This is a genomic window from Bradyrhizobium sp. SPXBL-04, from assembly GCF_051853035.1.
Lineage (GTDB): Bacteria > Pseudomonadota > Alphaproteobacteria > Rhizobiales > Xanthobacteraceae > Bradyrhizobium > Bradyrhizobium zhanjiangense.
The window spans coordinates 2,485,383-2,509,669 of sequence record NZ_CP182472.1 but is presented as its reverse complement, the minus strand read 5'-3'; the positions used below and the strand labels follow the sequence as shown (position 1 = coordinate 2,509,669).

23 protein-coding genes and 4 pseudogenes are annotated in these 24,287 nt (G+C 62.5%); 11 read left to right on the top strand and 16 right to left on the bottom strand.

Annotated elements, in window-relative coordinates:
- Positions 1-183: 183 nt before the first annotated feature.
- The 6 genes and pseudogenes from ACNJX8_RS11540 to ACNJX8_RS11515 all read left to right on the top strand — a co-directional run bounded on the left by ACNJX8_RS11540 (position 184) and on the right by ACNJX8_RS11515 (position 3,901).
- The gene (locus ACNJX8_RS11540; protein WP_439360699.1) at positions 184-426 is read left to right on the top strand and encodes a hypothetical protein; all 243 of its coding nucleotides are present in this window, start codon (positions 184-186) and stop codon (positions 424-426) included.
- A 692-nt stretch (positions 427-1,118) separates the two neighbouring features.
- Positions 1,119-1,367: a hypothetical protein gene (locus ACNJX8_RS11535; protein ID WP_439360698.1), complete on the top strand. Its 249-nt coding sequence runs from the start codon at positions 1,119-1,121 to the stop codon at positions 1,365-1,367.
- Between the two features lie 166 nt (positions 1,368-1,533).
- Positions 1,534-1,884, top strand: a complete 351-nt coding sequence (locus ACNJX8_RS11530; protein ID WP_439361890.1) for a hypothetical protein — start codon at positions 1,534-1,536, stop codon at positions 1,882-1,884.
- Between the two features lie 185 nt (positions 1,885-2,069).
- Positions 2,070-2,379, top strand: a pseudogene (locus ACNJX8_RS11525) (DUF1330 domain-containing protein).
- A gap of 54 nt (positions 2,380-2,433) precedes the next feature.
- A pseudogene (locus ACNJX8_RS11520) lies at positions 2,434-2,640 on the top strand (ISL3 family transposase); the annotation flags it as partial.
- A gap of 679 nt (positions 2,641-3,319) precedes the next feature.
- Positions 3,320-3,901, top strand: coding sequence for a methyltransferase (locus ACNJX8_RS11515; RefSeq protein ID WP_439410334.1), 582 nt, complete (start codon positions 3,320-3,322; stop codon positions 3,899-3,901).
- 14 nt (positions 3,902-3,915) lie between these two features.
- Here the strand turns inward: ACNJX8_RS11515 and tnpA are convergent, their stop codons facing one another.
- Positions 3,916-4,296, bottom strand: coding sequence for an IS66-like element accessory protein TnpA (gene tnpA, locus ACNJX8_RS11510; protein WP_439360696.1), 381 nt, complete (start codon positions 4,294-4,296; stop codon positions 3,916-3,918).
- A 263-nt stretch (positions 4,297-4,559) separates the two neighbouring features.
- Here tnpA and ACNJX8_RS11505 point away from each other — a divergent pair.
- Positions 4,560-4,682, top strand: a pseudogene (locus ACNJX8_RS11505) (transposase zinc-binding domain-containing protein); the annotation flags it as partial.
- A gap of 223 nt (positions 4,683-4,905) precedes the next feature.
- Positions 4,906-5,106, top strand: a complete 201-nt coding sequence (locus tag ACNJX8_RS11500) for a hypothetical protein (protein ID WP_439360695.1) — start codon at positions 4,906-4,908, stop codon at positions 5,104-5,106.
- 423 nt (positions 5,107-5,529) lie between these two features.
- Here ACNJX8_RS11500 and ACNJX8_RS11495 read toward each other — a convergent pair.
- Positions 5,530-5,714: pseudogene (locus ACNJX8_RS11495) on the bottom strand (DUF3606 domain-containing protein).
- A gap of 1,137 nt (positions 5,715-6,851) precedes the next feature.
- Between ACNJX8_RS11495 and ACNJX8_RS11490 the strand changes: the two are divergent.
- From ACNJX8_RS11490 to ACNJX8_RS11480, 3 genes are all read left to right on the top strand, one after another.
- Positions 6,852-8,096 (top strand): M16 family metallopeptidase, encoded by a 1,245-nt coding sequence (locus ACNJX8_RS11490; RefSeq protein ID WP_439361889.1) that lies wholly within the window; start codon positions 6,852-6,854, stop codon positions 8,094-8,096.
- Complete coding sequence (locus ACNJX8_RS11485; protein ID WP_439361888.1) at positions 8,096-9,442, top strand: M16 family metallopeptidase; 1,347 nt, start codon at positions 8,096-8,098, stop codon at positions 9,440-9,442. The genes ACNJX8_RS11490 and ACNJX8_RS11485 overlap by 1 nt, the downstream gene beginning before the upstream one ends.
- Before the next feature lie 1,628 nt (positions 9,443-11,070).
- Positions 11,071-11,295, top strand: coding sequence for a hypothetical protein (locus ACNJX8_RS11480; RefSeq protein WP_439360694.1), 225 nt, complete (start codon positions 11,071-11,073; stop codon positions 11,293-11,295).
- Between the two features lie 99 nt (positions 11,296-11,394).
- Here the strand turns inward: ACNJX8_RS11480 and ACNJX8_RS11475 are convergent, their stop codons facing one another.
- The 14 genes from ACNJX8_RS11475 to ACNJX8_RS11410 all read right to left on the bottom strand — a co-directional run bounded on the left by ACNJX8_RS11475 (position 11,395) and on the right by ACNJX8_RS11410 (position 23,706).
- Positions 11,395-11,688 carry a hypothetical protein gene (locus tag ACNJX8_RS11475; protein ID WP_439360693.1) on the bottom strand — a complete coding sequence of 98 codons (294 nt, stop codon included), beginning with the start codon at positions 11,686-11,688 and terminating at the stop codon, positions 11,395-11,397.
- On the bottom strand, positions 11,685-11,858 hold the full coding sequence (locus ACNJX8_RS11470) for a TlpA disulfide reductase family protein (protein WP_439361887.1): 174 nt from the start codon (positions 11,856-11,858) through the stop codon (positions 11,685-11,687). Before ACNJX8_RS11470 ends, ACNJX8_RS11475 begins: the two co-directional genes overlap by 4 nt.
- A 700-nt stretch (positions 11,859-12,558) precedes the next feature.
- Positions 12,559-12,810, bottom strand: coding sequence for a hypothetical protein (locus tag ACNJX8_RS11465; RefSeq protein ID WP_439410333.1), 252 nt, complete (start codon positions 12,808-12,810; stop codon positions 12,559-12,561).
- A 173-nt stretch (positions 12,811-12,983) separates the two neighbouring features.
- Complete coding sequence (locus ACNJX8_RS11460) at positions 12,984-13,136, bottom strand: hypothetical protein (protein WP_439360692.1); 153 nt, start codon at positions 13,134-13,136, stop codon at positions 12,984-12,986.
- A gap of 561 nt (positions 13,137-13,697) precedes the next feature.
- Positions 13,698-14,132 (bottom strand): YbgC/FadM family acyl-CoA thioesterase, encoded by a 435-nt coding sequence (locus tag ACNJX8_RS11455; protein WP_439360691.1) that lies wholly within the window; start codon positions 14,130-14,132, stop codon positions 13,698-13,700.
- Positions 14,133-14,544: 412 nt separating this feature from the next.
- The gene (locus ACNJX8_RS11450) at positions 14,545-15,432 is read right to left on the bottom strand and encodes a terpene synthase family protein (protein ID WP_439360690.1); all 888 of its coding nucleotides are present in this window, start codon (positions 15,430-15,432) and stop codon (positions 14,545-14,547) included.
- A complete protein-coding gene (locus ACNJX8_RS11445; RefSeq protein WP_439360689.1) occupies positions 15,429-16,976 on the bottom strand; it encodes a hypothetical protein in 1,548 nt (515 codons plus the stop codon). Before ACNJX8_RS11445 ends, ACNJX8_RS11450 begins: the two co-directional genes overlap by 4 nt.
- A 194-nt stretch (positions 16,977-17,170) precedes the next feature.
- Positions 17,171-18,169: a polyprenyl synthetase family protein gene (locus ACNJX8_RS11440; RefSeq protein WP_439361886.1), complete on the bottom strand. Its 999-nt coding sequence runs from the start codon at positions 18,167-18,169 to the stop codon at positions 17,171-17,173.
- Between the two features lie 154 nt (positions 18,170-18,323).
- On the bottom strand, positions 18,324-19,667 hold the full coding sequence (locus tag ACNJX8_RS11435) for a cytochrome P450 (RefSeq protein ID WP_439360688.1): 1,344 nt from the start codon (positions 19,665-19,667) through the stop codon (positions 18,324-18,326).
- The gene (locus ACNJX8_RS11430; protein WP_439360687.1) at positions 19,667-20,512 is read right to left on the bottom strand and encodes an SDR family oxidoreductase; all 846 of its coding nucleotides are present in this window, start codon (positions 20,510-20,512) and stop codon (positions 19,667-19,669) included. The genes ACNJX8_RS11435 and ACNJX8_RS11430 overlap by 1 nt, the downstream gene beginning before the upstream one ends.
- Before the next feature lie 4 nt (positions 20,513-20,516).
- Positions 20,517-20,807, bottom strand: coding sequence for a ferredoxin (locus ACNJX8_RS11425; protein WP_439360686.1), 291 nt, complete (start codon positions 20,805-20,807; stop codon positions 20,517-20,519).
- A 1-nt stretch (position 20,808) separates the two neighbouring features.
- Positions 20,809-22,092: a cytochrome P450 gene (locus tag ACNJX8_RS11420; RefSeq protein WP_439360685.1), complete on the bottom strand. Its 1,284-nt coding sequence runs from the start codon at positions 22,090-22,092 to the stop codon at positions 20,809-20,811.
- Between the two features lie 95 nt (positions 22,093-22,187).
- Positions 22,188-23,390, bottom strand: a complete 1,203-nt coding sequence (locus ACNJX8_RS11415; RefSeq protein WP_439360684.1) for a cytochrome P450 — start codon at positions 23,388-23,390, stop codon at positions 22,188-22,190.
- Between the two features lie 16 nt (positions 23,391-23,406).
- Positions 23,407-23,706, bottom strand: a complete 300-nt coding sequence (locus ACNJX8_RS11410; RefSeq protein ID WP_439360683.1) for a cytochrome P450 — start codon at positions 23,704-23,706, stop codon at positions 23,407-23,409.
- Positions 23,707-24,287: the final 581 nt, after the last annotated feature.

The window sequence follows — 24,287 nt, the reverse complement described above, 5'->3', positions numbered from 1 at the left end:
ATCGCACTGGTTGCGATGTTAAAAGCCCCTCCATGAGCGCGTGTCGGTCGCCGAGCGGGCCGAGCGCGACATCACGAAAGATCGGAACCACTGGCGCGATGGCGGCAACAGGCTCGAGGCATTGCGTGCTCGAGCTTAGCGTCGACTGATAACCACCGACACGGCCTCGACGAAGAGAAGATCATGCCCGAGCAAATGAGCGCCGAGCTTTACCGCAAACTGCAGGAACTATCGCGCCATAACGCGGTCGCCCGCGCGCTTGTCTTCTTGTGGAACTCCGGCACGCTGACCTACGAGGACTGGTCGACGAAGGCGATCTCTCTGCTCATTGATCAGAACGAAACGCTCTCAGCGATCGCTGTGGATGCGGAGAAGCGCGCCTGCCGCCTGCCCAAAACCCCGCCGGTAGCCTCGCCCACGCGTTGAGAGAACCCGTCCCGTGCCAGACCCCCCAAGACCGAAACACCGCACTCGCGGCCCGCACTGCGGCTTGTCAGCGGCGCGAAACAGGAGCCGGCTGCGCTGCCCCGCCGCCGGCCGCGATGCCGAAAATGAGAAGATGCTTTGCTTCTACTTCAACCGGCGCGTGACCGACGACGAGATGAGGTACCTTCACGCGGTCATGCGGCAGGCGGCGGCCTAACCGCCGATCATCGACGGCCAGCCCGGCAAGCAAACGACCGAAGTCTCGGAACAGGCGGGCGGCGGCAGTGCTGCGGCGCTACCTGCTTATGCGCGAGATTGACGGTCACTATGAAAAATCCCGCCCTCAGGTCTCGTTCACACGGTGCGAGCTGATGAACGGGTCAATTACGAGAGCATCGATTTGGCTCTGCCGAAGCGCATCGACCATAGCGGTGGCGTTCTCTTCCACCACCTGAGCTCGCCCCCGCGTTTCGCGCCGCGAGAATAACCTCCATATACTGGCCGCTGTCCAGCCACAGCCGCCCACGGATATTCCAGCACGAATTGGACCGTATTCATCTCGGCGCGATGGCTCGCGCGACTACTGCCATTGGCGAACATCCCAGCCACCGCCGTAGTGTCCAGATGTAGCCCAACAATTCGCGGGGTGGCAGGCTTAGGACCAGGTCCTTGAGTTCCCCCGAAAACCTTACATGTCGGCGCGGCTTACGCGATGGGAGCACGAGTATCTGATCAAGGTTGCGCAGCATCACCTTGATGCAAACCCACACGCCATGCGTCAGCGTCGCGAAACAGTCGAGCATCCGTTAGGCACCATGAAGGCCCGCATGGGAGCGACACACTTCCTGAACAAAACGCTTGCGAAAGCGGCGGAAATGGCGCTCTCCGTCCTGGCCTACAATCTGACACGGGTCATGAACATCGTGGGATCAAGCCGCTGATGGCTGCGATCGCGGCCTGACACCAAGCCGGTCATGGCTTCCGCTCGACTGCCTAGGGACCGCGTTTTTACACGACCAAGACCCTGACCGGACATGAGGCCTCTTCCTTGAGGCTACTGTAGGCTCGCGCGTGTGCTAGAGCTGAAGTCCTCCCAGTTCAGAACGGATAGCGCTGAGCCCGGAGAGGTGCCGCGATGCAGCAGATTCCGAACTGGCTTCAGAAGCTTGGTCTCGGGCAATACGCGCAACGCTTGCCGAGAATGACATCACCTTTGATATTTTGCCTGATCTGAGCGATCAAGACCATGAAAAGATTGGCGTCGCGTCGCTAGGTCATCGCCATCAGCTACTGCGCGCGGTCGCCGAACTAAAGGGTGCACCACAGCTTAGCCCAGTGACGGCAGCTCCCGTCCCACCGCGCGACGTTGCTGAGCGCCGACAAGTCGCAGTGATGTTCTCGGACCTCGTCGGTTCGACAGCGCTTTCCGCGCGCATCGACCTCCGAGGATTTGCGTGAAGTAATTTCGGCCTATCGGAAATTATCGCGGAGGCCGTGCAGCGCTTCGGCGGCTCCGTGGCGAAGTGCATGCGACGGGGTCTTGATCTACTTTGGCTATCCGCAAGAGCATGAAGACGATGCAGGGAGGGCGGTTCGCGCGGGGCTGGCTCCGGATGAGGTGGGGCAGAGGTAAGGAGGACAACATGCCGAAGGGATATTGGGTTGCCCGCGTCGATGTCATTAAGCCGGAAGGTACCAGGCCTACGGCGTCGCCCCCCCCAGGAGGTGCTTCGCAAATACGGCGCGAAATTTCTGGTGCGCGGCGGCACATTCGAGGCGGTGGAAGGCAAGGCGCGCGTCCGCGACATAGTGCTTGAGTTCAAGGACTATGCGACCGCGCTCGCCTGCTACCGGTCGCCCGAATATGCCAAGGCGAAGGCATTGCGCGCGGGCGCCGTAGACATCGACATCATCGTAACCGAAGGCTACGACGGACCGCAGCCGACGGACTGATCGCCTCTCCCGCGCGCCCTTTCGGCGTTGGCCCACGCCGAGGGGCGCCAGCCATGGATCGAGCGCGCCCGTGCCAATCTCGTTGCCTCGTTTGCCAGCGGAGTCGCGAAAGATGAGGCGGCGGTACGGGCGGCAATCACTTCACCCTGGTCCAACAGCCAGACTGAAGGTCAGATCACGCGCCTCAAGCTCGTCCGACGTCAAATGTACGGCCGCGGCAAAATAGATCTGCTTCAGGCTAGGCTAATCGGTGCACAATAGTCGGCGCTGCACCAAACTTGCGTCGGAGCCAAATTTGCAAGCCGATTGACACCTTAGATCAGCTAGATAGTCATTTGGGGCGGCATCAAAACCGCGAATTGAGCGAAGTCTTGCCCGTTCACGACGAGCTTTCGTCGAAACGTCAGTTTTCAATGAAGATCGCAACTTCTGATTTATAATCGAACCTGCCGTGAGAATAGCTGCGACACGAAGCCATTCGTACGCCAACTCGGTTATACCGTGTTGGGTTTGCGACACCGGCGCGGACACGCTCGCTGGAGCGGCAGAACACGCCAGAGCCTGCCGGCAGCCGTTCTTCAAGGAAAATCAGAAGCCAAGCGCGCTTTGAATGCCGATGGCACGGCCGTTGCTATTGGAGGAGACGATAGTCAGCGAAGGCGCGACGCGCATTCAGACAGGACGGGAAAACCATGCTCGCAGCGTCTCTAAAACGGACCCTGTACAGAGCACCGAGCGTGCGACAGCTACCGTACTCGCCGAATAGGGCGATCCATTGATCGGATGGGACGACGATCAGGCAAAGCGCGCGCTAGCGAACTGGAGAGTTGAAATGACTGCACCCCTAGCCGTATCGCCGCGGCGCCAAACGTCCGATGTAGACGCAATGATTGCTGACCTCCGGTCGTGCGAACACCCGCACGATGTGGAAGTGTGCGGTATGCTGTTGCACATTCTCCCTGGCGTTCTGTCGCCACGCCTGAGTCACGCTCCCGACGCCTTGATATCGAAGTGGCACATCCAATCTGGAGCGACAATATTGGATCTAGGATGCGGATCAGGCGTGCTGGGGCTGGCGGCACTCCGCGCCGGGGCAGAACGCCTGGTGGCTCTAGACATTAATCCGCAAGCCGTTCTCACCACAAAGACAAACATCGAGCGGTTAGGTTATTCCGATCACGCAGAAGTGCGCCTCAGTGACATTTATTCTGCGCTACAGCCTAAAGAAAAGTTCGACCTTATTCTGTTTGCCGCCCCGTACTGGAACCGAAAAGCAAAGGACGACCTGGAGCGCTCTTGCTTTGACGAAGGTCACAGCGCCATGGCCTCAGCTCTGGGGGGAGCGCATAATTGGCTCAAGGCTGATGGCCTAATGTATGTCGTCTTTTCTGATCAGGGAGATATTGGGCGCGTGCTGAACATGATCGATGACAGTAAGCTGCGCGTTAGAAACATGCATATTTTCCGACCATCGATTGAAGGTGGGCACATTCGCATCATCTGGGAGCTCACGGTTCGGTGAAGCCTCTTCTGCCGTCACTTAAGGGAGGCCGGTCGATCGGATTGAATGATCTCATGACAACCCGACAGTTGTCCAACCGCCTCGAGATCAATCTCGATGATTCCAGCCCTTGCACGCTGCGCAGGCGGTGAAGACGCCAGTTGTGGTGCGCCGCTCGAGATCGGAGCCACTACGGGTGTGATCTCGACGGAAATAAGAGCAGGCGCAGCATCTCCGCCCAGTCGCCGCTGCCGCGCTTGTCGACGCCAGGTGAACAGCAGGCTATGAGCCACCCCGTGCCGGCGTGCCACCCCGCAGATCGTCTCGCCGGGCTGCAAGGTCTCTTGGACAAGGCGGACCTTCTCGTCGTAACTCCATCGCCGCCGACGCTCGGCGCCCAACACATTGACCTGCATTCCCGACGTGACCTTAAAGCTAGGAACGAACTCCAACGAACTTGATAATCGCGTACGCGAGAAGCAGCGACTCGCACGCGAAGAAGCGGAGCGATCATCGCGGCACGGCCGCTTGGCAAGCTTGGCAAGGGATATTGTCGCCACAGGAAACCCGGAAATCCATCCCGTCACGCTTACATCAGCGATCACACGCCATGTCGCATCAGGGTTAAACGGGTCGACCCGTGGCGGAAAAAAAAGAACGGCCTCCGCTTCAACCAACCAACCGGCACTGCCCGAAGTGCCAAGGCGCCGCCGCCAAGGGCTGGCTTGCCGACCGCGAAGCCGAGTTGTTGCCCGTGCCGTACTACCACACGCTGCCGGCGGCCATCGCCGACATCGCCTACCCCCTACGTTAGGCTGATGCCGCCGGGCGAAGATCTGCCCAGGTAGGAACTGGGGGACCGGCTGGTCATTGTCATTAGCTGGCTCGCCGCCCGAGCCGGCGGAGCGGCCCCGGTCATATCCCCCTCACCCCTACGAGCCGGGGCCGTCTCTCCGACCATCAGCTTTGAGCCGGAACTTAGCAACCGTACCAGTCGTTGGAGGCGAGCCTATGGAGCTAACTTCATGACCGAGCGCCGCCGCATAACGCAAACCCGATCTCTTGATGAAAGAATGGCCGAACAGGCGCTGAAGCTTAAACAGCAGGCCAGTCGGTTGCCTGCCGGGAAAGAACGGGACGAGTTGCTTAAGCGAGCCAGGATCGCGGAAGCCGGCTCCTTCATCAACACGTGGATTAGCTCGCCCGGCCTAGAGCCGCCAGACTGATCGCCAAGCCCCGGAGGGGTCCGCCGCAAGATGCACTAGGGGAAGCAAATCGCGCAATCGGAAGAGCTGCTCAGGCAGCCCTTGCCGCATGTCTGGCCCCCTGAGCCGCCATCCGAAGATCAAATGTAAAAGGAACGCTCCAGCCTCTCGCGGAAGGAGGGCACGCAAGACTCGTCATTGAACTGGCCTTAAGGGCGCTCGTTCCTAACAGGATGGCGTCTCGCCGTGCCACGAGCACGACGAGACACAAGCCTCGCAATGTCTGTGTCGATAAGATCGATGCAGAAGCTCGAACGTGAGCCGCAGATAGTCCGCAGGCGGTTTCGGCTTGTAAGAAGCCGCCGCTGCATCTGCTGCCGTTAGCTGGCATGATACATCAGTCGCTTGCGCATCTGGACGACGACAGCAAGTACGGCTTCGACATCATCGGCCGAGCCGCCGCTCAACCTTCTTGCGGCTGCTGCCCACCTTCTTGACCGCCTTCTTCACTGCGGAAGCCGAGCGGCGCGTCTTTTTGCTTCGTAGCGAACCTCGTAATCCTGTTCGCCCGCCACCCGCGCCCGGTCCTGCTTGCGGCCGCGCGTGGTCTGCTTTTTCGACTTTGCCATGCTAGTTCCTCCATGTTGGCACCGCGGCAACGCCAGGAGGAATTCGCGGGTTCCGATTCGCCTTCGGCCCGACCGTTACCTATCTTGGACTCCGGTCAGTGGAGTAACTCCGCAAACCGTGTTCGATTATCTTGCGCGCGGATTGCTGGCAGGTCGCCACTTGGCCAAAGGCCAACCATGGCAGATCGAGCTCTCGGACGAACAAATCAGCCAGCTTCGCAAGCGGATACGACGCACCAACCGTTCGAAGAAGGAGGCGTCATGAAGTCATCGGCTCGCCGAACAAGAGTATTCCTATTCTTGAGCGGATCGTGTCTCATCTCACAATAACGGGTTCGCATCATTTGAAGGAGCCCTCGGGGCGCGGTCCAACTTACATGTCGTCCGACGTGCAAAACGTGGACCCTAGTTGAATCAGAAGTTCTTGGTCGTTGATGGATGCTGACACCATTGACGGAAGTAAGCGATTCAATGGCCAAGCCAGACGGCGAATCCTTGAGAGCGTCCTCGCCGCTTTCAGCGCGCGCCCACGACGGTTGAACCGGAAGGAGCTGGCGCTCGTTGGCTCTAGCGTTGCCGTGCGAACCAACCGTCAGAGTAGTAGCTTCAGAATATGGAAAAGACACAGCAGCGAAACGTGTAGTGGCAAGCTGCAACAAGTTGAGTTGTCGTATCAAGTCTCAGCCGAGTCTATGTGAGCAAGTTGTCGCTCTACAATCTCGCCAAATTGTAAGGCTCCTTGCGCCATGTCGTGTTCACGACATGGCGACAGCGGCCCTTTGGACAGGATAAGCGTTGGTCCTGCTATATCCAGGTAGCGCGCACCCTGGCGCAGGCCATGGCAGATGGCCCAGCCTTTGCTTCATTGCATTTCGGACGGTGTGCGGCTGCCTGCCGCCACAGTCGGTGCATATATACGGAACGAAAGGCGTTACCATGAGCGATCGGAGTTCGGTCACCGCCAACACGAAAGAGATCGCCGCCGGTGCCTTCCCGACGACACGGACTACGCTGGTCGAAGATAGAACGAGGGATAACACTACTCCTAACCAATACGGTCCTCACGAGGGCGGCGTCCTTGCTCAGGCCAGGTGGGATCGACCAGCCAGCTTTGCGCTTCAGAATGGGCTCGAGGTTGTGGTGATACCGGATCATCGGACGCCCGTCGTAACTCAGATGATCTGGTATAAGGTCGGCTCGGCGGACGAGCCACCCGGAAAATCGGGGCTGGCGCATTTCCTTGAACATCTGATGTTCAAGGGCACATCGAAACATCCGCCGGGTGAATTTTCCCAGGCCGTGCTCCGCGTCGGCGGCTACCGAAATGCTTTCACCGGCACCGACTATACAGGCTATTTCCAGCATGTTCCGCGCGAGCATCTCGGCAAGATGCTGGAATTTGAGGCCGACCGCATGACCAATCTCATTCTTAAAGATGAGGACGTGCTATCCGAGCGCGACGTCGTGCTCGAGGAATTAAATATGGCCGTCGCCAACGAGCCAAGTGCGCGGCTCGAGGAGCAGATGATGGCGGCGCTTTACCTCAACCACCCCTACGGCCGCCTCATTATCGGCTGGCGGCAGGAGATCGAAAAGCTTGGCCGTGAAGACGCGCTCGGCTTCTACAAGCGGTTCTATGCACCAAACAACGCTATCCTAGTCATCGCCGGTGACGTAGATGCGGGCGCGATCCGCCCGCTGGTGGAGACGAGTTTTGGCGGCATCCCCCCTCAACCACGGATCCCGGCGGAACGCTTGCGACCTCAGGAACCGCCTCCGGCCGCGCCGCGCACCGTGACGCTGGCCGATCCCCGCGTTGAACAGCCAGTCCTGCACCGCTACTATCTGGTGCCGTCGGCGCGCACTGCGGTCGCGGGCGAGAGTCCGGTGCTTGACGTGCTCGCGCAATTGATGGGTGGTGGCATCAACTCATATCTCTATCGCGCGTTGGTGATCGACAAGAAGCTCGCGAGTAGTGCCTCGGCGAGCTACGAGCCCGCCGCGCTTGATTCGTCGCTACTCACAATTTCTGTTACACCAGAACCCGGCATCGAGTTCGGGCAGATTGAATACGCCATCGACGGCGTAATTGCCCGCATTGCGCAGCACCCTGCGCGCACAGAAGATATCGAGCTGGTCAAGACGCGGCTGCTCGCTCAAGCAATCTATGCCCAGGACGACCAAGCAAAACTTGCGGCCTGGTACGGCCGCCGGCTCACGACAGGACTGACCATCGACGAGATCCGAGGCTGGCCGGACAGCATCTGCGAAGTCAGTGCCGCGCAGGTGCTCGCGGCCGCGCGCAAATGGCTCGACAAAAAGCGCTCGGTGACAGGCCATCTCGTCAAGGAACCCACCCAAAGACACGCGGAGAGGCGATAATGGTCCAGTCTTGCACACGACGTGACGTCCTCCTCGCCGGGGCGTCGGCTTCAATCGCAATACTCGCATCACCAAGTCTGCTTGCTGCCACCAGCACGCTTGCCGCGGCCAAGATCAAACGCCTGGTCTCGCCTTGCGGTATAAAGGCAACGTTGGTGCAGGATGCGACTGTCCCGCTGATCGCCGTGGAATATGCCTTCGGCGGCGGCGCGACGCAGGATCCCGCCGAGAAACCCGGTGTTGGGCACATGGTGGCTAGCCTGCTCGACGAAGGCTCCGGCGATCTTGACTCCAAGACGTTTCATGAGCGGCTCGATGGCCGCGCCATTGAGTTGAGCTTTGCATCGCATCGCGACTACTTCCGCGGTAGCTTGCGCATGCTTAAGGACAGCAAGGAGGAAGCCTTTGACCTCTTACGGATGGCGCTAACCTCACCACGTTTCGACCCGGCCGATGTCGAACGAATTCGTGCCGGCGTGCTTGCGAAGCTTCGACATGACTCGACCAATCCGGCATCGCTCGCAAATCGCAAATTCTTCGAGGTGGCCTTCAAGGATCATCCTTATGCTCGGCAGGCCAAAGGCACCCTCGAGAGCGTGCCGAAGATCGACGTAGCAGATCTCAAGGGCTATCTCCGAAGCGTAATCGCAAAAGACACACTCAAGATAGCGGTGGTCGGCGACATCGATCCAGAGGTCCTCTGCAAATTGCTCGACATGACTTTTGGGGGCCTGCCGGCCAGCTCGAATTCGACGCCGGTTGCGGACGTGGTCCCAGCAAAGCCGCCGCAGCGCATCTTCATTCCGCTCGATGTGCCTCAGACGTTTGTGACGTTCGGCGGTCCCGGCGTCCGGCGCACCGAACCGGATTTCATGGCAGCCTGTGTCGTCAACCACATCCTTGGCGGCGGCGGTTTGACCTCGCGGCTCTTCCGCGAAGTCCGCGAGAAGCGCGGGTTGGCCTATTTCGTCAGCGAGCAGCTGGTCTGGATGGATCATTCAGCCGTGTTCGTCGGCGATAGCGGCACGCGGGCTGACCGCGCCGGCGGGACAGTCGAAGAGATCGAGAGGCAGGTCCGCTACCTTGCCGAGAAAGGACCGACCCAGCAGGAACTCGATGATGCAAAGTCTTACCTGAAGGGCTCGCAGATACTAGCTCTCAACACAACATCGAAGCTTGCGCGAACGCTGTTGCGGCATCAGCTTGATAAGCTGCCGATCGACTATCTCGAAAAACACGACGCCGTCGTCGATGCGGTAACGTTGGAGGATGCCAAGAGAGCAGCGGCGCGCCTGTGGGGCGGCGGTTTGCTCACCGTTCTCGTCGGTCGTTCCCCAGTGCCATGACTACACCCGGTCAAGGGCCGAATTGGACATCAGACCACAATACACGGGAAACCCAATTGTCTTGTAGATAGTGGGCTCCAGGCCCGAAGCGAGGACCGGCAGGGTGTCCTAGATATGAGAGCAATGCGGCTTGGCTCGGCGCTTGGTCAGCTTTCCCAAAGTTAGACCTGCGAACATGGCAGTCGAGAAATTGCGCGGCTGATCTGCGGCTGCGTCGAACGCAAACATCGGTAACCTGAGATAGTGCACATTCATAACAGGCTCGCGAGGACAACGTTCGCGTACGGCAGTACATCGCAGCCCGGGCAGCAAGACGAACTTGGAGCAACAAGCCAATGCGGGTCCGTCCCATGCAGGTATCACCGGCGAAGTGGAGGGCCGCACGATCGTGTAAACCTGCCACCTGACATGAACATCGTCATCCTTTCGAACGCGGCTCGCCGGTCGACTCCAATAAACCCGGGCGCGGTGGACTTGGCGACCTGAATGAGCGGAGAGCTCCGTCAAAAATCGCAAAACAAAACGCTTCGGCGAGTTGCTGCGTTGTCGGTTTCCGTTTCGCTACGCGCAGATGCGCGGGATCGTGAATGGGCCGGTTGGCCTTACGGCGGGCATGCGAATCCTTACACTCGACCGAACAGCGCTGTGCGTGTTCGGAGTCGAGCACCTTCGCTGCCACGTCTCTCGGACCACCGCCGAGGTCGTGGACGTCGAAGGGCGAAGGAGCTGTATCAGTCGACGTTTCTGAAACGACGTCAATCGCCGCCATCATCAGGCGCGCGGCTATCGTCGCCGATGGCGGTCTGGCGCGAACGGATGCAGGCGCGAAGACTGCCGACATGGTGGACAACGCTGACGCGTTGACCACATGCCACAGCAACTGCAGCAGACAGAGTCTCTGGCAGTGATAGACAGGGATCAGGAGCGGTCAGTTTCCAAGTAACAAACCGGTTCAAGCGGTCCCGCTTCGCGGATCGGGGCACCGTGTCCTATGTCAGGCGAATTGTTCAGTCGTAATCCGGACTCCGCTCTGGGAAACACTCTTCACTATACTGCAAAGGGACGCTGTGGGAGCTGAGGGGCATGGAGCCCAACTGTCATTAATGATTCAGGCATAACGCTCGCGGAGCGGTACCCATCCAGAGTCTCAGCAGCATTCTCTTGCGCGACGCTGAGAGGGATCGCGCATCCATGCGTGGGACGGAAGTATCGTTAAACTGCATCGCTTATCTTGTTCACCCGTTTCGTTCAAGGGTGCCTCGAGCGCGGTGATGCTGTCGAGTATGAGCTCAAGCGCCGGCGGTTGGCCGCAGATCATGCCCTGCATGGTCCTGTAGCAGGAGCGCAGTTTTCTCGTCAACGCGTCATGCGGCGCGATCTTGAACGAGCAAGGTCACTCCCAGCGGTCCCAAGATCGCCATGAGCCATCGAAGGACATCCGCGCGATTGTCCCAAAAGGTGCGTTCGGGATCGATGGCGCGCACAGCTGCAGGGGTTAAGCGCAGCCTCGCATTTGCCCTGTTATTGCGCGCAGCGAAGCAATCGCTCCCGCGTGCCGAGATCAACTTGTTTCATTGATGGATCGGTGACGATGTGATCGGAGCGCACTATAGCGACGTTCAATCAACATGCTCATTCTTACCTTCTCTAAAGGGCACGCCCGGAAAATTCAGCACCAGAATGTGTTCGGAGATGTTTTTCCCGTCGCGAGGCGCTCGGCAGACGAAAGATTGAATTCACAGCTCGAAGTGCTTGTCGATCACGCCCCGAACAAATTGGCTCGCAACCTGAAAACCAGTCTGAAAGACGCGCATTTTTTCGACGCAAAAAAGAACCCGCATCCAACAAGCTGAAAAGCTCATCCCGAATTAGAGCCACGCCTCTTCCATGGCCGGAAGCGCCTTCGCCCAATCTCCAGCCTCCATCGCTAGCATAACTTTGACGAAAGCGGCTCAATCACCGTCTTCTTGCGCGCGCCATTCGCGCATTGCGCGCTCGTTTTCGGCGATCCGCTCTGTTTCGGCGGCTTTAGCTTCATCGCTGGTCCGCCAACTGCCGATCAGAATTTTCGGCAAAACGTCTTCGAGACGTGTCGGATCACCAACAAAGGCGATGCGGCCGTCACGGTCGACGACGAACGAGGTGGGAATCCCAACAGAAAAGCTGGGATCTAGCCAGAGCTTGTCCATTTCACCTGTGGAGTCGAACCCTATCCGGTAATTGAGATTCGGCACCTTTTCGGTCAACCAGGCTCCAAATTATTTCGAGCCCCGTCCGCTGTTTGAGCCCGTTCGTGAGCTGCGATTCCGAGCACCTCAATTCCGCTATTTATATATTTTTCTTGCAAATGCACCAGACCGGGCAGCGCCGCCACACACGGTGGGCACCAAGTTGCCCAGAATTCGACGACGTACATGGTTCCGGGCTGGAGGCTCGCGAGGGGATGGCCACGCAGCCAATTCTCCACTTTGATTGGGGGAGATGATGATTCTAAGCCGAGCAGCATATTACTCTCCAAAACCTGATGCCCGACCTCCGGCAATTTTTTGTGCTAGCTGATCTCTGATCGCTGGCGCGACCGGCTTGTCGCATACGGACTTCCCAGCGAGATCCGCGGCAAATGCGGGTGCCGTCGCGCTAGCGCGACGGCACTCCAAGTCACAAGCGGAAGTGTTCCATCTCATGAGCGGGGTACATCGGTTCAAGGAAGGAGCATCGGTGTCTCGCATCTGTGCGCCTCAGCACTCGTTCGCTATTTGCTGCAGTCTAACAGCAAGGTCTGTGCCACTTAGTCTGCACGCACTAAGGGCCTGATCACGAAATGCAAAGCTCGACGGTAACACGCCGGAACCAATTTGAACCCCATGGCTTTGCGCCGCCGTCTCGATCCCATTGAAGCCGCCGTAACCGACGAGCCGCTCGGCTATGACGTCGTTCTGATCTGTCCAGCCTGGACCCGGATCAGATGGCTAGATCCCCAACTGCGCTTCTGCGGTACGATTCCCACTCAGATGTAACGCGGAATCGTGATTGGTGTTGGACGCAATCTACAAATGAAAGTGCAACATGTGATTCTGTTCGATTGCTTAGCCAAAGCCGTGCTGGTGCTGCCGGCTCTACGCCGTGGTGAGCACTTGGAGGCCGGTGTAGGGCCATGGGATGCCTTGCAAAGCGCTCTTGATGCCGCTCTGCACCGAGTTCGGAGCCTTGTTGAGCACGCTGACGGTCTTGTGCGACCAGCAGCGCTGCCGCCGCGTGGCGAGAAAGACTTCGTCCATGACCTTCCAGAAGCCAAGTGCGCCATCGCCGACCTCCAGTTCAGGCGCGACATGCAACCCGCGAATGTCGATCAGAAGTTCGCGCGCCAACTCTGGGCGCTCGCGCGCACGCCGACCTGGAAGCCGATCAACTCCTTCTTTCCCTCGCGCGTCGCGCCGATCAAAAACCGTATGCATTCGCTGTGGTCCTCCATCGGAGGCCTGCAACAAAACGCGGTCCGCTCAGACGCAGAATAGCGCCGCGCCGACAGATCGCGCTTCTGCTAGCGCTCGTACTCGCCCCGCCATTGCGCCTTCAGGCCTGAGACCACCGATCGCAGCAGGATGGGCACATCCTCGCCGAGCAGCGCCAAGAGTGCTTCCTGGAAATCGCCCGCCGAGATGCCGCGCGATAGAACAAAGCCGTGCCGCACCACCCCGCCACTTCAGCTTCAGCTCTGCCGTCGTCTCCAGAAACGCCTACAGCTCGATCTCGACGGCCCCAGCGAGCAGCTGGCGGGCTCCGTTCCGCAGAATCTCTGTCACTGGATCGTCAACCTCTGACGGCGGACGGGAGGCGAGGATTTTAGTCTCGTTCATGGAGTATCGCTCTCCTTGAGAGGTTCTGGCAGGCTCAACACCCGCCTCGATACACCGCTTCTCTCAATCGGTCATCGCCAACCTCCCCGCATAGCTCGTCGGGTGAGGCCAGGGTAACGCAGGCGGCACTATTCGAGAAGGAGATCGGGATGGAGACGATATGGATGGAGATGGGAATGAGATGGGAATGGAGATGGAGACCCCATCGGGTTGATCGGTGTCGGTAGCTGATCGGTTAAAACCTTCTGGAAATTCTCATTCGCCGCCTCAAAGGCCGCCCTGAGCCAAAGCAGCTTCCCACGCCAGCCCTCAAAGCAGCGGAAGAAGCTGACGGTAGCATACACCCATCGCAAAAAGCCGTGGCACAACTACCCGAACCGGTTGCCGCCTCACGGGACTTAGCGGTCAGACTCGGATCGCAGCGCGACTTGGCGCCGTTCGGTTGCGGTGGAGCGGCGCTGTCGCTGCCGCGCCCGCACTACCACTTGAAGTTGGCGGCGGCGCTTGCACTCCTGCAGCAAGCCAATCGACGCGCCTCTCACCTCTTGCGGGACCGTGACAATGTCAAGCAGGTCGTCCAAGACTGCCCGTTTTAGAAAATCGATTGTCATCGAACGGGCAACGAAGGCGAATCCTGGCGCATCGTTCCGCGTTTCCTCGAGCAGCGCTTGCTGATTGCCGAGCAGGCGCAAGTAATTCGTTCTGCCCCGTTCCATGAAAGGCAAAAAATTCGCGTGATAAACAATCTGGCCGGCGTCGGTATCTTCAAAGTAGACACGGACCTGCATGTAGTGCCGTCCGTCTCGAACTTCGCCCTCAAGAGAGACTGTCACAGCGCGGCGCGTACAGGGACCCTTGTCACACACAGAGGCGGTTTTCTGAGCAAGCGCCAAAATCTTGAGCTTGGCTCCAGCTGCCGGAAGCTGAGTCAGCGGCCTGAATGCGGCAGGCGTTGCGCTGCTGACGTCGACTTCGGACGAATATATCGAAGTTCTATCGTCAACGCGTATTGCGGGCATCCAACCACAGCGCGCACAAGAACGTAAGCGGAGTTCTGCTGCTGCTGAAGCTGCATCTCTGGGATTTCGCGATGAGCGATGGCAGCCCCTTTCATCGGCAATCCATAGACCAACTATCCGCTTTCCAAGGACTCTCTACCACGGTGGACAACGAGGGCATCCGTCGCATCGGACCGACGGCAGCGCGCGCACGCCGCCGCCTCCCGCGCGTTCAGGCCGGCGCACGTTAGCCTCCTCCCGCAGCGTCGCTGCGGTAGCGGCTGGTCGAGGTCTGGTAGTACTGCGCGCGGATGGCCGCCATGGCCTCGATCAACGGTCCCCAGGGCGCGGGAAAGCGTTCTTCCGCTATCACCCGATCCAGCATGCGCGTATGGCCGGCCAGCTCGTCGTTGAGGAACTCCACCACAGGCATAGCCGGATATCGCTGCAGCAGCAGGATCGCCGCGTTGTCGGCCTCACCGGCCGACCTGTCCATGGCGTGTCCATGCAGATCGTTCTGCAGGCGCCCTATCGCGGAGATGAGCCGCAGGACCTGGCGAAACGCCGGACGCGCGCGCAAGGTCGCCATGTCCAGTCCCCACAGCAGCGACAGGCAACAGAACACGTTCGCGTATGCGATCGAATCGATGCCGTTGTGCAGGTACTCGGCGTAGGACCAACGTCCCGCCCCTGCCGCCTGCGCGTGTCCGGCGCGCAGCGCCGCGCAGTAGCACCGGGTATCGTCGAGAAGCTGAGCATAATCGCGACGATCGTAGGCGAGCGCGGCCAGCGAAGCGCGCAGCACAGCGCAGCCCTCGAATCCGGGGAGCGCGCACGGCACGCCCTGCCCCAGTGCCTGCTCCACCGCGGCGAGCTGCTCCGGCGCGATCAGGCCAAGGTCGTTGCAATCGTCGAGCCAGAACAGCAGCGCCAGTTCGCGATAGAACGCCACGGTCAGCGTTTCGTCCTGCGGATCGCGGCCGGTGCGGGCGCTGATGTCGTGCAGGCTCGGGTGGATGCGCTGCAGGATGTACTGGCCGCCCCTGACCGCTTCCACGGCGTGCTCATCGGCGAACCCGGTCAGGGAACGCCCCCACTCCAGCACCTGCTGCAGCGCGCGTTCGGTCTGAATCATGGCGCCGCTCCTGTTCCCTCGGCCAGGACGCGCCGCCCCCAACCAAGCGCCAGCCACAACCCGGCGAGTTCGGCCACGCGCACGACCCGGGTGGGGCAATACAGTTCCTTGCCGATCCACAGCGGAGTCTGCGGCAATGCATGTGCCGCATGGCGGGCGAGCATCCACTCGAGCGCACGCGCCACCGCCTGCGCAATGCGCCGCCGCCCTGTCGGCTCTTCGCTCCCGTCCATCACGTGCAACGCGAACAGCGCATAGGCAGTTTCCTCGAGTGTGGACGCGCGACCGGCGCCCCAGCCGCCGTCGTCGCGCTGCGCCTGCAGCAGCGCCGCCAGCGCGCGCTCGTCGCGCCACCGAGGCTTGCCTTGCGCCAGCGCTGCGACCGCATGCGCGGTGGGATACAGCCACGAAACGTGCCACTTTTCGTTGTCCCAGAGACCGTGCGGGTTGCGATTGGCCTCGACGTAGGCGCTGGTGCCGACGGCGGGCTTTCCCAACAGTCGCAACGCATGCAGGGCATGGATGTTGGTCGACACCGAGGGATTGCGCTCGCCGGGGAAGGTGACGAACAGCTCGCCGATTTCGAAATGGCGCAACGCATCGACCGCCGGGTCGCGGCCTGCAAGGCGCAGGACGCACAACGCAACGGCGGTGTCGTCCGCATCTGCCGCGAATTGCACGGCCGGGCCCAGACCGCGCACGCCCAGGCGGGCGTCGAGCTGCGCGACGATCACGCGTACCGCCCCGGCGAGCGCGGGATGCGCGAACAGACCGGCCAGATGCAAGGTGTACAGCGACCAGCATGGCTCGAACACATTGATCGGCCAGACGTTGGGAACGACACCTTCGATGCCGCTGCGCGTCGCTCGCGATGCCGCCTGCAGATACGCGTCGGCGCGCCCGACCTGCGGCGTGCTTCCCTGTGTCACGGCGTGCGCACGCCACGCGGCGGTGGCCGCCGGACTGATGCCGATGCTGCCGTCATCATCTGGCCATGCGGTGGTCGGCGACGTCCCCCAGGCTTCCCAGGAGTGCAGCAACGGATGGCCGCTCGGCAACCTCGCCGCGGCCCCCAGCTTGACCCGCGCTTGCCGCAACGGCAACAGCGCCGGGTGGCGCGGAAACGCCACGCCGCCCGGCAAGGATGCAGCCTCGTCGCAAAACCGCGGCAGGATCAGCTCTGCGCCGATCGGTGCGTCGTTCGGCACCGCATGCGCATAGGGATCGGGCTGGCGCTGGAGGAACCGCGTTGCAGCCTGGACAGCGTCGGCAGCGCCGGGAAGAGAGTCGACACGCTGCAATGCCAGCAACGCCGCCCATGTCGGCGCATGACGGAACAGCGGGAAGTCCGCGCTTCCCCATCCGCCATCGGCCTGTTGCTGCGCGATGAGCCACGCGTATGCGTCCTGCCGACCGGTGACGTTGCCGTGGAACTGCAGAGCTCGCGCCGTGTCGTAGACGGATGGACCGACGCTGCCGCCATCGCGCATCTCGCTCAGCAGGTGGCGCAATTCGGAAAGGATCTGTTCAGCCAGCGCGTTCACGCGGGATGTTCCTTCTGCAGACGGTTGACGGGAACCAGGATCGGGCAGACGCCGCGCACGTCGCCGCAGGCCCGTCGCGGCCGTGCTGGGCAACCGCTGCGATCGGCGCCGCGGACTCGGACACAGTGCAGCATGCACCGCTGCCGCCGGCCGATCGCAGCGGCACAGGGGCGACTCCATGCGGACGGGCGCGCTCATGCGCATGGCGCGTGCTTGAACAGATACGCGTTGGCCCGCTGCAGGATCTGCGCCAACCGTTCCGCACGCGGCCCCAACGGGGCGACGGCCTCCCCGGCGTCGCGCAACAGATCCGGCACGAACTGGCGCGCTGCCTGCAGCCCCATGATCGACGCGCAAGTCGGCTTCCGCGCCGCCGCGTCCTTGCCCGGGGTCTTGCCCAGCGTCGCGGTATCCGCTGTCGCGTCGAGAATGTCGTCGATCACCTGCAACGCCAGGCCGAAACAGGCGCTGTAGCGATCGAGAGCACAGTACAGCGCAGCGTGCGCGGCATCCTCCGCGATGGCGCATAGCGCGCCCATGCGAACGGATGCGCGAACGAGCGCTCCGCACTTCATCCGGTGCATCACCAGGATCCTGTCCAGCTCGACGTGCTTTCCAACCAGCGACAGATCCATGGCCTGCCCGCCCGCAGCACCCTCGACGGACACCGCCTGCGCCAGTTCGCGCACGAGCGCGATACGGTTGTCGCCCGGCGCATCCAGGCTCGCCAGTGTCAGGAAGGCGTGCGCCTGCAGCGCATCGCCGACCAGGATCGCGGTGGCTTCGCCGAACTTGACGTGCACGGTCGGAAGGCCGCGGCGAAGCACGTCGTCGTCCATCGCGGGCAGATCGTCGTGGACCAACGTACAGGCGTGCATCATCTCGATGGCGGCAGCGACGTCATCGAGCATGTGCGCCGGCGTGTCGGCCAGCGCGCCGGCAGCCAAACAGAGCAACGCGCGCGTGCGCTTGCCGCCATGCAAGGTGGCGTAGCGCATCGCCGCCATCAGCTCGGTCTCACCGTCGTCTTCGGCGCAGAGAAGACGCGCCAGCGCCTGTTCGACCCGCTTTGCGCCGTCCTGCATCCAGATCTCGGGCAGCAGCCTGCCGGGTGCGCCGCGCGCCTGCGCACCCAATCCGCCGTCCGCGGAAACGCCAGCTCGGTCGTCGTGTGGCGTGGAACCGGTCTGCATGTTGTTCATGTCCTTGTACCTGCCAGGAGACGGCCACGGCGAGCGGCGAGCCGCCGCGGTGTTGCCGGCCTCACACCGAGCGCGTGCGCCGAGTGCAGCAATGCCGCGCGTCGCCGGCGCCGCTGCCTCACCACACGGGGCATGCGATGCCAGCTCATGAGAATCCGATGCGGATAGTCATGGACGGATGTGCGGTCGGGTAATAGCGCCGGCCTTTTTCGACGCCGCTCAGCAACCGCGGCCGCACCCCGGCCTCGTGCATGGTCAGCGCCAAGGCGATACAGAACTGCACCAGTTCCAGCCATGCCAGGTGGTAGCCCATGCAGACGTGTGGGCCGGTACCGAACTGCAGCATGTCCACCGGCCGGATTGGCTCGGTGCGTTGCAGCCACCGCGCCAGCCGAAACTGATCAGGCGCCTCGTGCAGCAGCGCCGAGGTCGAGAAATGCAGCAGCGGGATGCACAGATCGGTGCCCGTAGGAATGCGCCGTTGGCCGAGTCGCAATTCACGCAGTGCGCGACGCACTAGGAGCGGCGTCGCCGGATGCACGCGCAGCGTCTCGCGGAACAGCGCCTCGGCGACCGGACACTGCGCCAGGTCCGCGTGCCGGGTCGGCACCGCGCCTACGCGTTGCGCCTCCTCGACCAGGGCGTCCCACAGCCCAGGCTGCCGCGCTAGCTCGATCACCATCCAGGCCATCGTCGAGGCGGTGGTGTCGTGACCACCAAGCAGCAGCAAGCGGATATTGGCGACCAGGACGTCATCGGAAAGCGCATCGTCGCTGCGATCGAAGGCGCTCACCATGTCGTTGATCAACCCGGTGCGCGAGGCATGTTCGCGCGCGGCGCGGACGAACTCGCGCAACCGCGCATCGATCCAGTCGCGGGCGGCGCGGCCGCGCCGCAAGGGCAGTCCGGGCAGGTCGACCGGGGGCGCGACGACCAACTGCAGCAGTTGCCGGTACTTGCGATGCCATCCCGGCAGGTCCTGCGCGGGGATTCCCATGAGACTGAAGATGAGCTTGAGCATCAGATCGCCGGTTTCGCGCAGGATGGTGACGTCGCCCCGGTCGCGCCACCTCTGCACGCGCGCCCGGATGACGGGCGCGAACAGCTCGCCGATGCCGGCCTGGGTCAGCCCCTTGGGCAGAAGCGCCGCCTGGATCGCATCGCGCGCCTGCCGGTGCGCGATGCCGTCCTGGGCGACCAACGTTCCGCCAAACAATTCGGGCGAGATGTCTTCGATCAGCGCCGAGGACACGTCCTTGTGCCGGAGCAGTGCGAGAGCATCCGGATCCAGACTGGTCATCAGGTGTCCGGCAGGGCCGAAATCCAGCCAGAAGTGGCTGCCCAGCGTCCGTTCCGCGTGCCGCAGCAGGCGCGGCAGGTCGCAGACGATGGCGGGAAGATGCCCGACCAAGGGAAAAGCGCCGGGCACGACCGGGATGTCGTGCCGCAGCCGATGCCGACGGTTCAGCGGGTTGAGCAGCATGTCCATCAGCAGCGCGGCGCCGCGTCCGCTTCGGCGGTCTCGCCGGCAAGCCGCGCGGCGCGGCTGTTGCCACCGTCGGCGTATGTCGGCACATGCGCCAGCATGCCGCCGTCGATGCACACGACCTGGCCGGTGATGAACGCAGCATCGTCGGAGAGCAGGAACGCCACCAGCGCGGCCACGTCGTCGGGGCGGCCGACGCGCGGCAGGAGCTGATGTCGGCGCAGATGGGTTTGCATGCACGCGTCCAGCTTGGCGAGGAGACGCTCGGTCATGATCAGACCGGGCGCAACCGCATTGCAGCGGATCTGCGCATGACCGTACTGGGTGGCGAGCGAGGCCGACAGCATGTTCATCGCCGCCTTCGACGCGGCGTAGGATGTCAGCGCGGTGTCACCGCTGAGCCCCTGGCACGACGACATGTTGACGATCGCGCCACCGCCGCGGGCGATCATCCGTGGGATGGCCTGCCGGCAGCAGAGCAGCGTGCCACGCAGATTGGTCGCCATGGTCTGATCCCAGACCGCCAGGTCCAGCTCGAGGATCGCGCGGTCGCGCGGGGTCAGATGCATGGCGCTCGCATTGTTCACCAGCAGGTCGACCCCACCGAAGTGCCGCTCCGCCGTCGCGAACAGCGCTGCCACCGCCTGCGCATCGGCGATGTCGATCGCCAGGGCGAGCGCGTGGCCCGCTTCGGCCGCGATCTGCGCGGTGCAGGCGATAGCCGCCGAGCCATCAATGTCGGCCACCACCACTCTGCCGCCCTCGCGCGCGATGGCAAGGGTGCATGCCTTGCCGATGCCGGCGCCGGCGCCGGTCACCACGGCCACTTTGCCTTCAAACCGTCCCATCGTGTCATCCTAGATTGTGTTGGTCTTTCGCGGCATGCCGCTCGGCCTCCGCTGGAGAAGGCGCAGGGTCGGCGCTGGCGCGCTCGCCATCGCCAGCGTCGCTTTCGATGACCCGAATGGCGGCGACCGGGCACTGGCTCGCCGCGAGCCGCACAGCGGCGTGCAGCGCCTGCGGGACCGTCGCCACGCACACTTCGGCCACGCCGTCCGGTTCGCGCTGGCGAAAGGTGCCTGGCAGCGTCAGCACGCACTGCCCGCTGGTTCCGCACAGATCCTGGTCGACCACGACGCGCATCTCAGCTCCCTTGCGCATGCAGCCGCATCGGCAGCGCGCGGAACGTCCGAAGGAACGCCGAGGGCTCCCGGGTCGGCTGCTCGGCCAATGCCAGCGTGGGGAAGCGGGCCTGGATCCGCGGCAGGCTCTCGGCCAACTGCACCCGAGCCAATTGCGCACCGAGGCAGAAGTGAATGCCGTGGCCGAAGCTCAGCATGATCTTCCCGTCGGTCGACATGCCAGGATCGCTGCCGTAGAACCGCGCGGGATCGAAGCGATCGGGATCGGCGAAGGCGTCCGGGTCGCGATTGCCGGACGCGATCAGCACGCGCACGTCCGCGTTCTTCGGGATCACCACGCCGCCCAGTTCGATGTCGCGCTGGGCGATACGCGGGATGGAGCTGAACATGGCGGGCGCGTCGCAGCGCAGGACTTCTTCGACGAATGCCCTCACCCCCGCGGCGTCCTTCTGCAGCCAGTGCCGCTGTTCGGGATACGTCAGCATCGCGAGGACGGCATGGTCGATGCTCGCAGCAGTGGTGGTGAAGCCGCCCAGCAGCATGCCCCAAAGCATGCTGATCAACTCCGCATCCGACAGCCTGTCGGCATCATCGTCATGTGCGCCGACCAGCATCGACACGATGTCGTGGCGGGGATTGGTGCGCTTGCACTGTATGAGGTCGCCGAAGTAGGCCTGCAGTCTGGCGCTGGCCGCGTCCGCCGCGGCGAGCTGGGAATCGCTGGCGTGCGGGCTCAGGCCTTCCAGAATGGCGCCGATGCCGGCGGCGAGCCTGAACATGTCGTCCTGGGGCATGCCGAACAGTTCGGCAAAGACCAGCATGGGCAAGGCCAGCGCGAATTCCCGATGAAGGTCCACCGCCTCCCCGCGCTCCAGCGCGGGCGCCATGCCGTCCAGGCGCGCTGCGACGATGCGCGCGATGCTCGGCCGCAGGTTGTCGATCTGGCGCATGGTGAAATCGCGCGAGATCAGCCGGCGCAGACGCGTATGCGTCGGTGGGTCCTTCATCGCAAGCGTGGACGCCAGCAGATTGAGCGACAGGCTTCTCGCCGCACGCGGGAAATAGCGCGCCAGTTCGCCGGGCGCCGGTCCCCGAAAAGCATCGCCCGTGGCCTTGAGAGCCCAGTAGATGTCGGCGTGTCGGCTCAACAGAAAGAGGCCTGACGCCGCGCGATGCACCGGATCGTGCTCGCGCAACCACCGCATGAACGGATACGGGTCGTGAATCCACGCCGGCGACGCCAGTTCGGCGAAGGCGTCCCGGCATGCTGTTTCTTGCACGTCCATCCTGGTTACCTGTTGGCTGGCTGATCTGACCGGTGCGCGGCAGGCACGCCGGCAAATCGCGGAGACGATCGCGATCCCCCAGCGGCGTCCGCACATCACCAGAGCACCGGGAACTCCTCGAACCCGCCAGTGATGATCTCCTTGCGCAACTTCAGTTCTTCGGGCGCTACGGCCAAGCGCAGCTCGGGAAAGCGCTGGAAGATCGAACCGAACACCGCCTTGAGTTCTAGCCTGGCCAGCGCGCCGCCGATGCAGGAGTGCGGCCCGTAGGAGAACGCCAGGTGCGGCTTTTCCTGGCGTCCGATGTCGAAGATTTCCGGGTCGACGAAATGGCGCGTATCGAACGACGTCGCCGGCAGGCCGACCAGCACCTTGCTTTCCGGGGGAATATGCACGCCCGCGATGGTCACGTCGGTCCTCGGATAGCGCATGATGCCGTCCCAGCCCGCGCCCGGCGGGTACATACGCAGGATTTCCTCCACCGCCTTGTCCACCAGGGATGGATCGCGGACCAGGCGTTCGCGCTGTTGCGGATGGCGGAACATGGCCAGCAGGCCGAATTCGATCTGCGCGACGGTGCTCTCGTGGCCCGCCACCAGCATGCCCGCCGCCAGGCCGATCGCCTCTTCCTCGGTCGCCTTGCCCTGGTCAACCGCCGCGAGCAGATCCGTTAGCAGGTTGTCGCCCGGATCCTGGCGCTTGTCCCGCATCTTGCCGCGAATGTAGGCGCGCAGTTCTTCCCAAGCCAGGCGCGACGCGCTGCGCGGGCCGCTTTCATGCTGGTGCGTCATCACCTCGTCGGACAGCCCGGCGAAAAAGGCGTGATCCTCGTAGAGCACGCCCATCAGCGCGCTGATGACCATGGCCGGAAGGGGAAATGAGAGGTGGCGCCGCAGGTCGGCGGGCTGAGGCTGGGCCGCGAACGTCTCGAACAACTGCGCGGCGATCGCCTCGACCTGCTGGGCGAGCAGCTTCACCCTGTGGTTGGTGAAGGACGGCGCCACGATCGTGCGTAACCGGGCATGCTCGTCCCCCTCGTGCGAGACCAGCCAGCCCGGCGAACCGAGAATCACCGAATCCGGGGTGAATGCCGCCGGCGGCATTCCCGCGGGCCGGAACGCCGCATCAGACAGCACCGCCTTGGCCTCGTCGTAGCCTGTCACCCACCAGCCTTCGTGCCCGGACGGGAAGCGCACGCGGTGGATCGGACCGTTGGCGCGTAGCACCAACATCTCGGGCGAGGGCTCGATGTGATCGACGCGCCACATCGGCAGCGTCGGCAAGGGTTGTTCGGACATGGTGGCACTTCAGTCTCTACGCGATGGAAGGGCGGAAGGTGACCGGCGGGCGCTGCGGGCAGCGAATGACGTAAGACGGCATGTAGACGACGTCCTCCGCGGCGATGATCAGCCCTAGATCCTCCAGTCGCACGAACAGCGCGGGGAAGGCGCATCGCAATTGGAGGCGCGCCAGCGCAGCGCCCAAGCAGAAATGCGGCCCTTGGCCAATCGACAGGTGCGGGTTGTGGCGGGTGACATCGAACCTGTCGGCATCGCCATAGATCGACTGACCAAAGGGATTGGTGAAGGAGGTTCGACCGTACCTGTCCGCCAATATAGCCTGTGGACCAGTCCCACACCGCCGGTGGCAGTTTCACTCCTGGCTCAAGGTTCGCCGCTTTGGTTGCACCGCTCGCGACGGCCCAATTGTTGCGGCCCCCAAAAGAAGCACTCTAGATCGCATCCAACACTTGCCTGCATTTTCTCGGTCAACAACCGAGCGCCAAGTCACTGCCACAGCAAACCGTCGGAGGGGACCAGACGCGAACGCGGCGGTCCGTCCCGAAGACCATAGCAGTGCGATTGGCGACGATGCCATGAGCAGAGCAAATCGCGTGCCGAAGTGAATTCGCAGGGTCAGCAGACACTTCGTAGCGGCGCGTACTGTCAGGTTTCTGGCATTGAGTCTTAATGTCGACAACCGGCCCAGCAAGTGCCCGACAAAGGCCTGCTCTCGCGCTTACTGTGCGGGGCAGCCCTTGCGCGATATTTCAAGCATGCGGACTGGCTGCAGCAAGTGTGTTTCGCCGGAAACAACTCCGATGTCGAAGTAGGTATCCGGAAAACGAAGCCCGCCTCTCCTCGCGGTAGCCGTTGCGCTGCGCCATTTCGCCAGCTGGGTGAATGCGGATCATC

Excerpts from the sequence above, each read along its gene's own strand:
- ACNJX8_RS11540 (WP_439360699.1), top strand. The coding sequence starts at position 184 with ATGCCCGAGCAAATGAGCGCCGAGCTTTACCGCAAACTGCAGGAACTA.
- ACNJX8_RS11535 (WP_439360698.1), top strand. The coding sequence starts at position 1,119 with ATGTCGGCGCGGCTTACGCGATGGGAGCACGAGTATCTGATCAAGGTT.
- ACNJX8_RS11515 (WP_439410334.1), top strand. The coding sequence starts at position 3,320 with ATGCTGTTGCACATTCTCCCTGGCGTTCTGTCGCCACGCCTGAGTCAC.
- tnpA (WP_439360696.1), bottom strand. The coding sequence starts at position 4,296 with ATGCAGGTCAATGTGTTGGGCGCCGAGCGTCGGCGGCGATGGAGTTAC.
- ACNJX8_RS11500 (WP_439360695.1), top strand. The coding sequence starts at position 4,906 with ATGACCGAGCGCCGCCGCATAACGCAAACCCGATCTCTTGATGAAAGA.
- ACNJX8_RS11485 (WP_439361888.1), top strand. The coding sequence starts at position 8,096 with ATGGTCCAGTCTTGCACACGACGTGACGTCCTCCTCGCCGGGGCGTCG.
- ACNJX8_RS11480 (WP_439360694.1), top strand. The coding sequence starts at position 11,071 with ATGCTCATTCTTACCTTCTCTAAAGGGCACGCCCGGAAAATTCAGCAC.
- ACNJX8_RS11470 (WP_439361887.1), bottom strand. The coding sequence starts at position 11,858 with ATGTACGTCGTCGAATTCTGGGCAACTTGGTGCCCACCGTGTGTGGCG.
- ACNJX8_RS11450 (WP_439360690.1), bottom strand. The coding sequence starts at position 15,432 with ATGATTCAGACCGAACGCGCGCTGCAGCAGGTGCTGGAGTGGGGGCGT.
- ACNJX8_RS11440 (WP_439361886.1), bottom strand. The coding sequence starts at position 18,169 with ATGCAGACCGGTTCCACGCCACACGACGACCGAGCTGGCGTTTCCGCG.
- ACNJX8_RS11435 (WP_439360688.1), bottom strand. The coding sequence starts at position 19,667 with ATGGACATGCTGCTCAACCCGCTGAACCGTCGGCATCGGCTGCGGCAC.
- ACNJX8_RS11430 (WP_439360687.1), bottom strand. The coding sequence starts at position 20,512 with ATGGGACGGTTTGAAGGCAAAGTGGCCGTGGTGACCGGCGCCGGCGCC.
- ACNJX8_RS11425 (WP_439360686.1), bottom strand. The coding sequence starts at position 20,807 with ATGCGCGTCGTGGTCGACCAGGATCTGTGCGGAACCAGCGGGCAGTGC.
- ACNJX8_RS11420 (WP_439360685.1), bottom strand. The coding sequence starts at position 22,092 with ATGGACGTGCAAGAAACAGCATGCCGGGACGCCTTCGCCGAACTGGCG.
- ACNJX8_RS11415 (WP_439360684.1), bottom strand. The coding sequence starts at position 23,390 with ATGTCCGAACAACCCTTGCCGACGCTGCCGATGTGGCGCGTCGATCAC.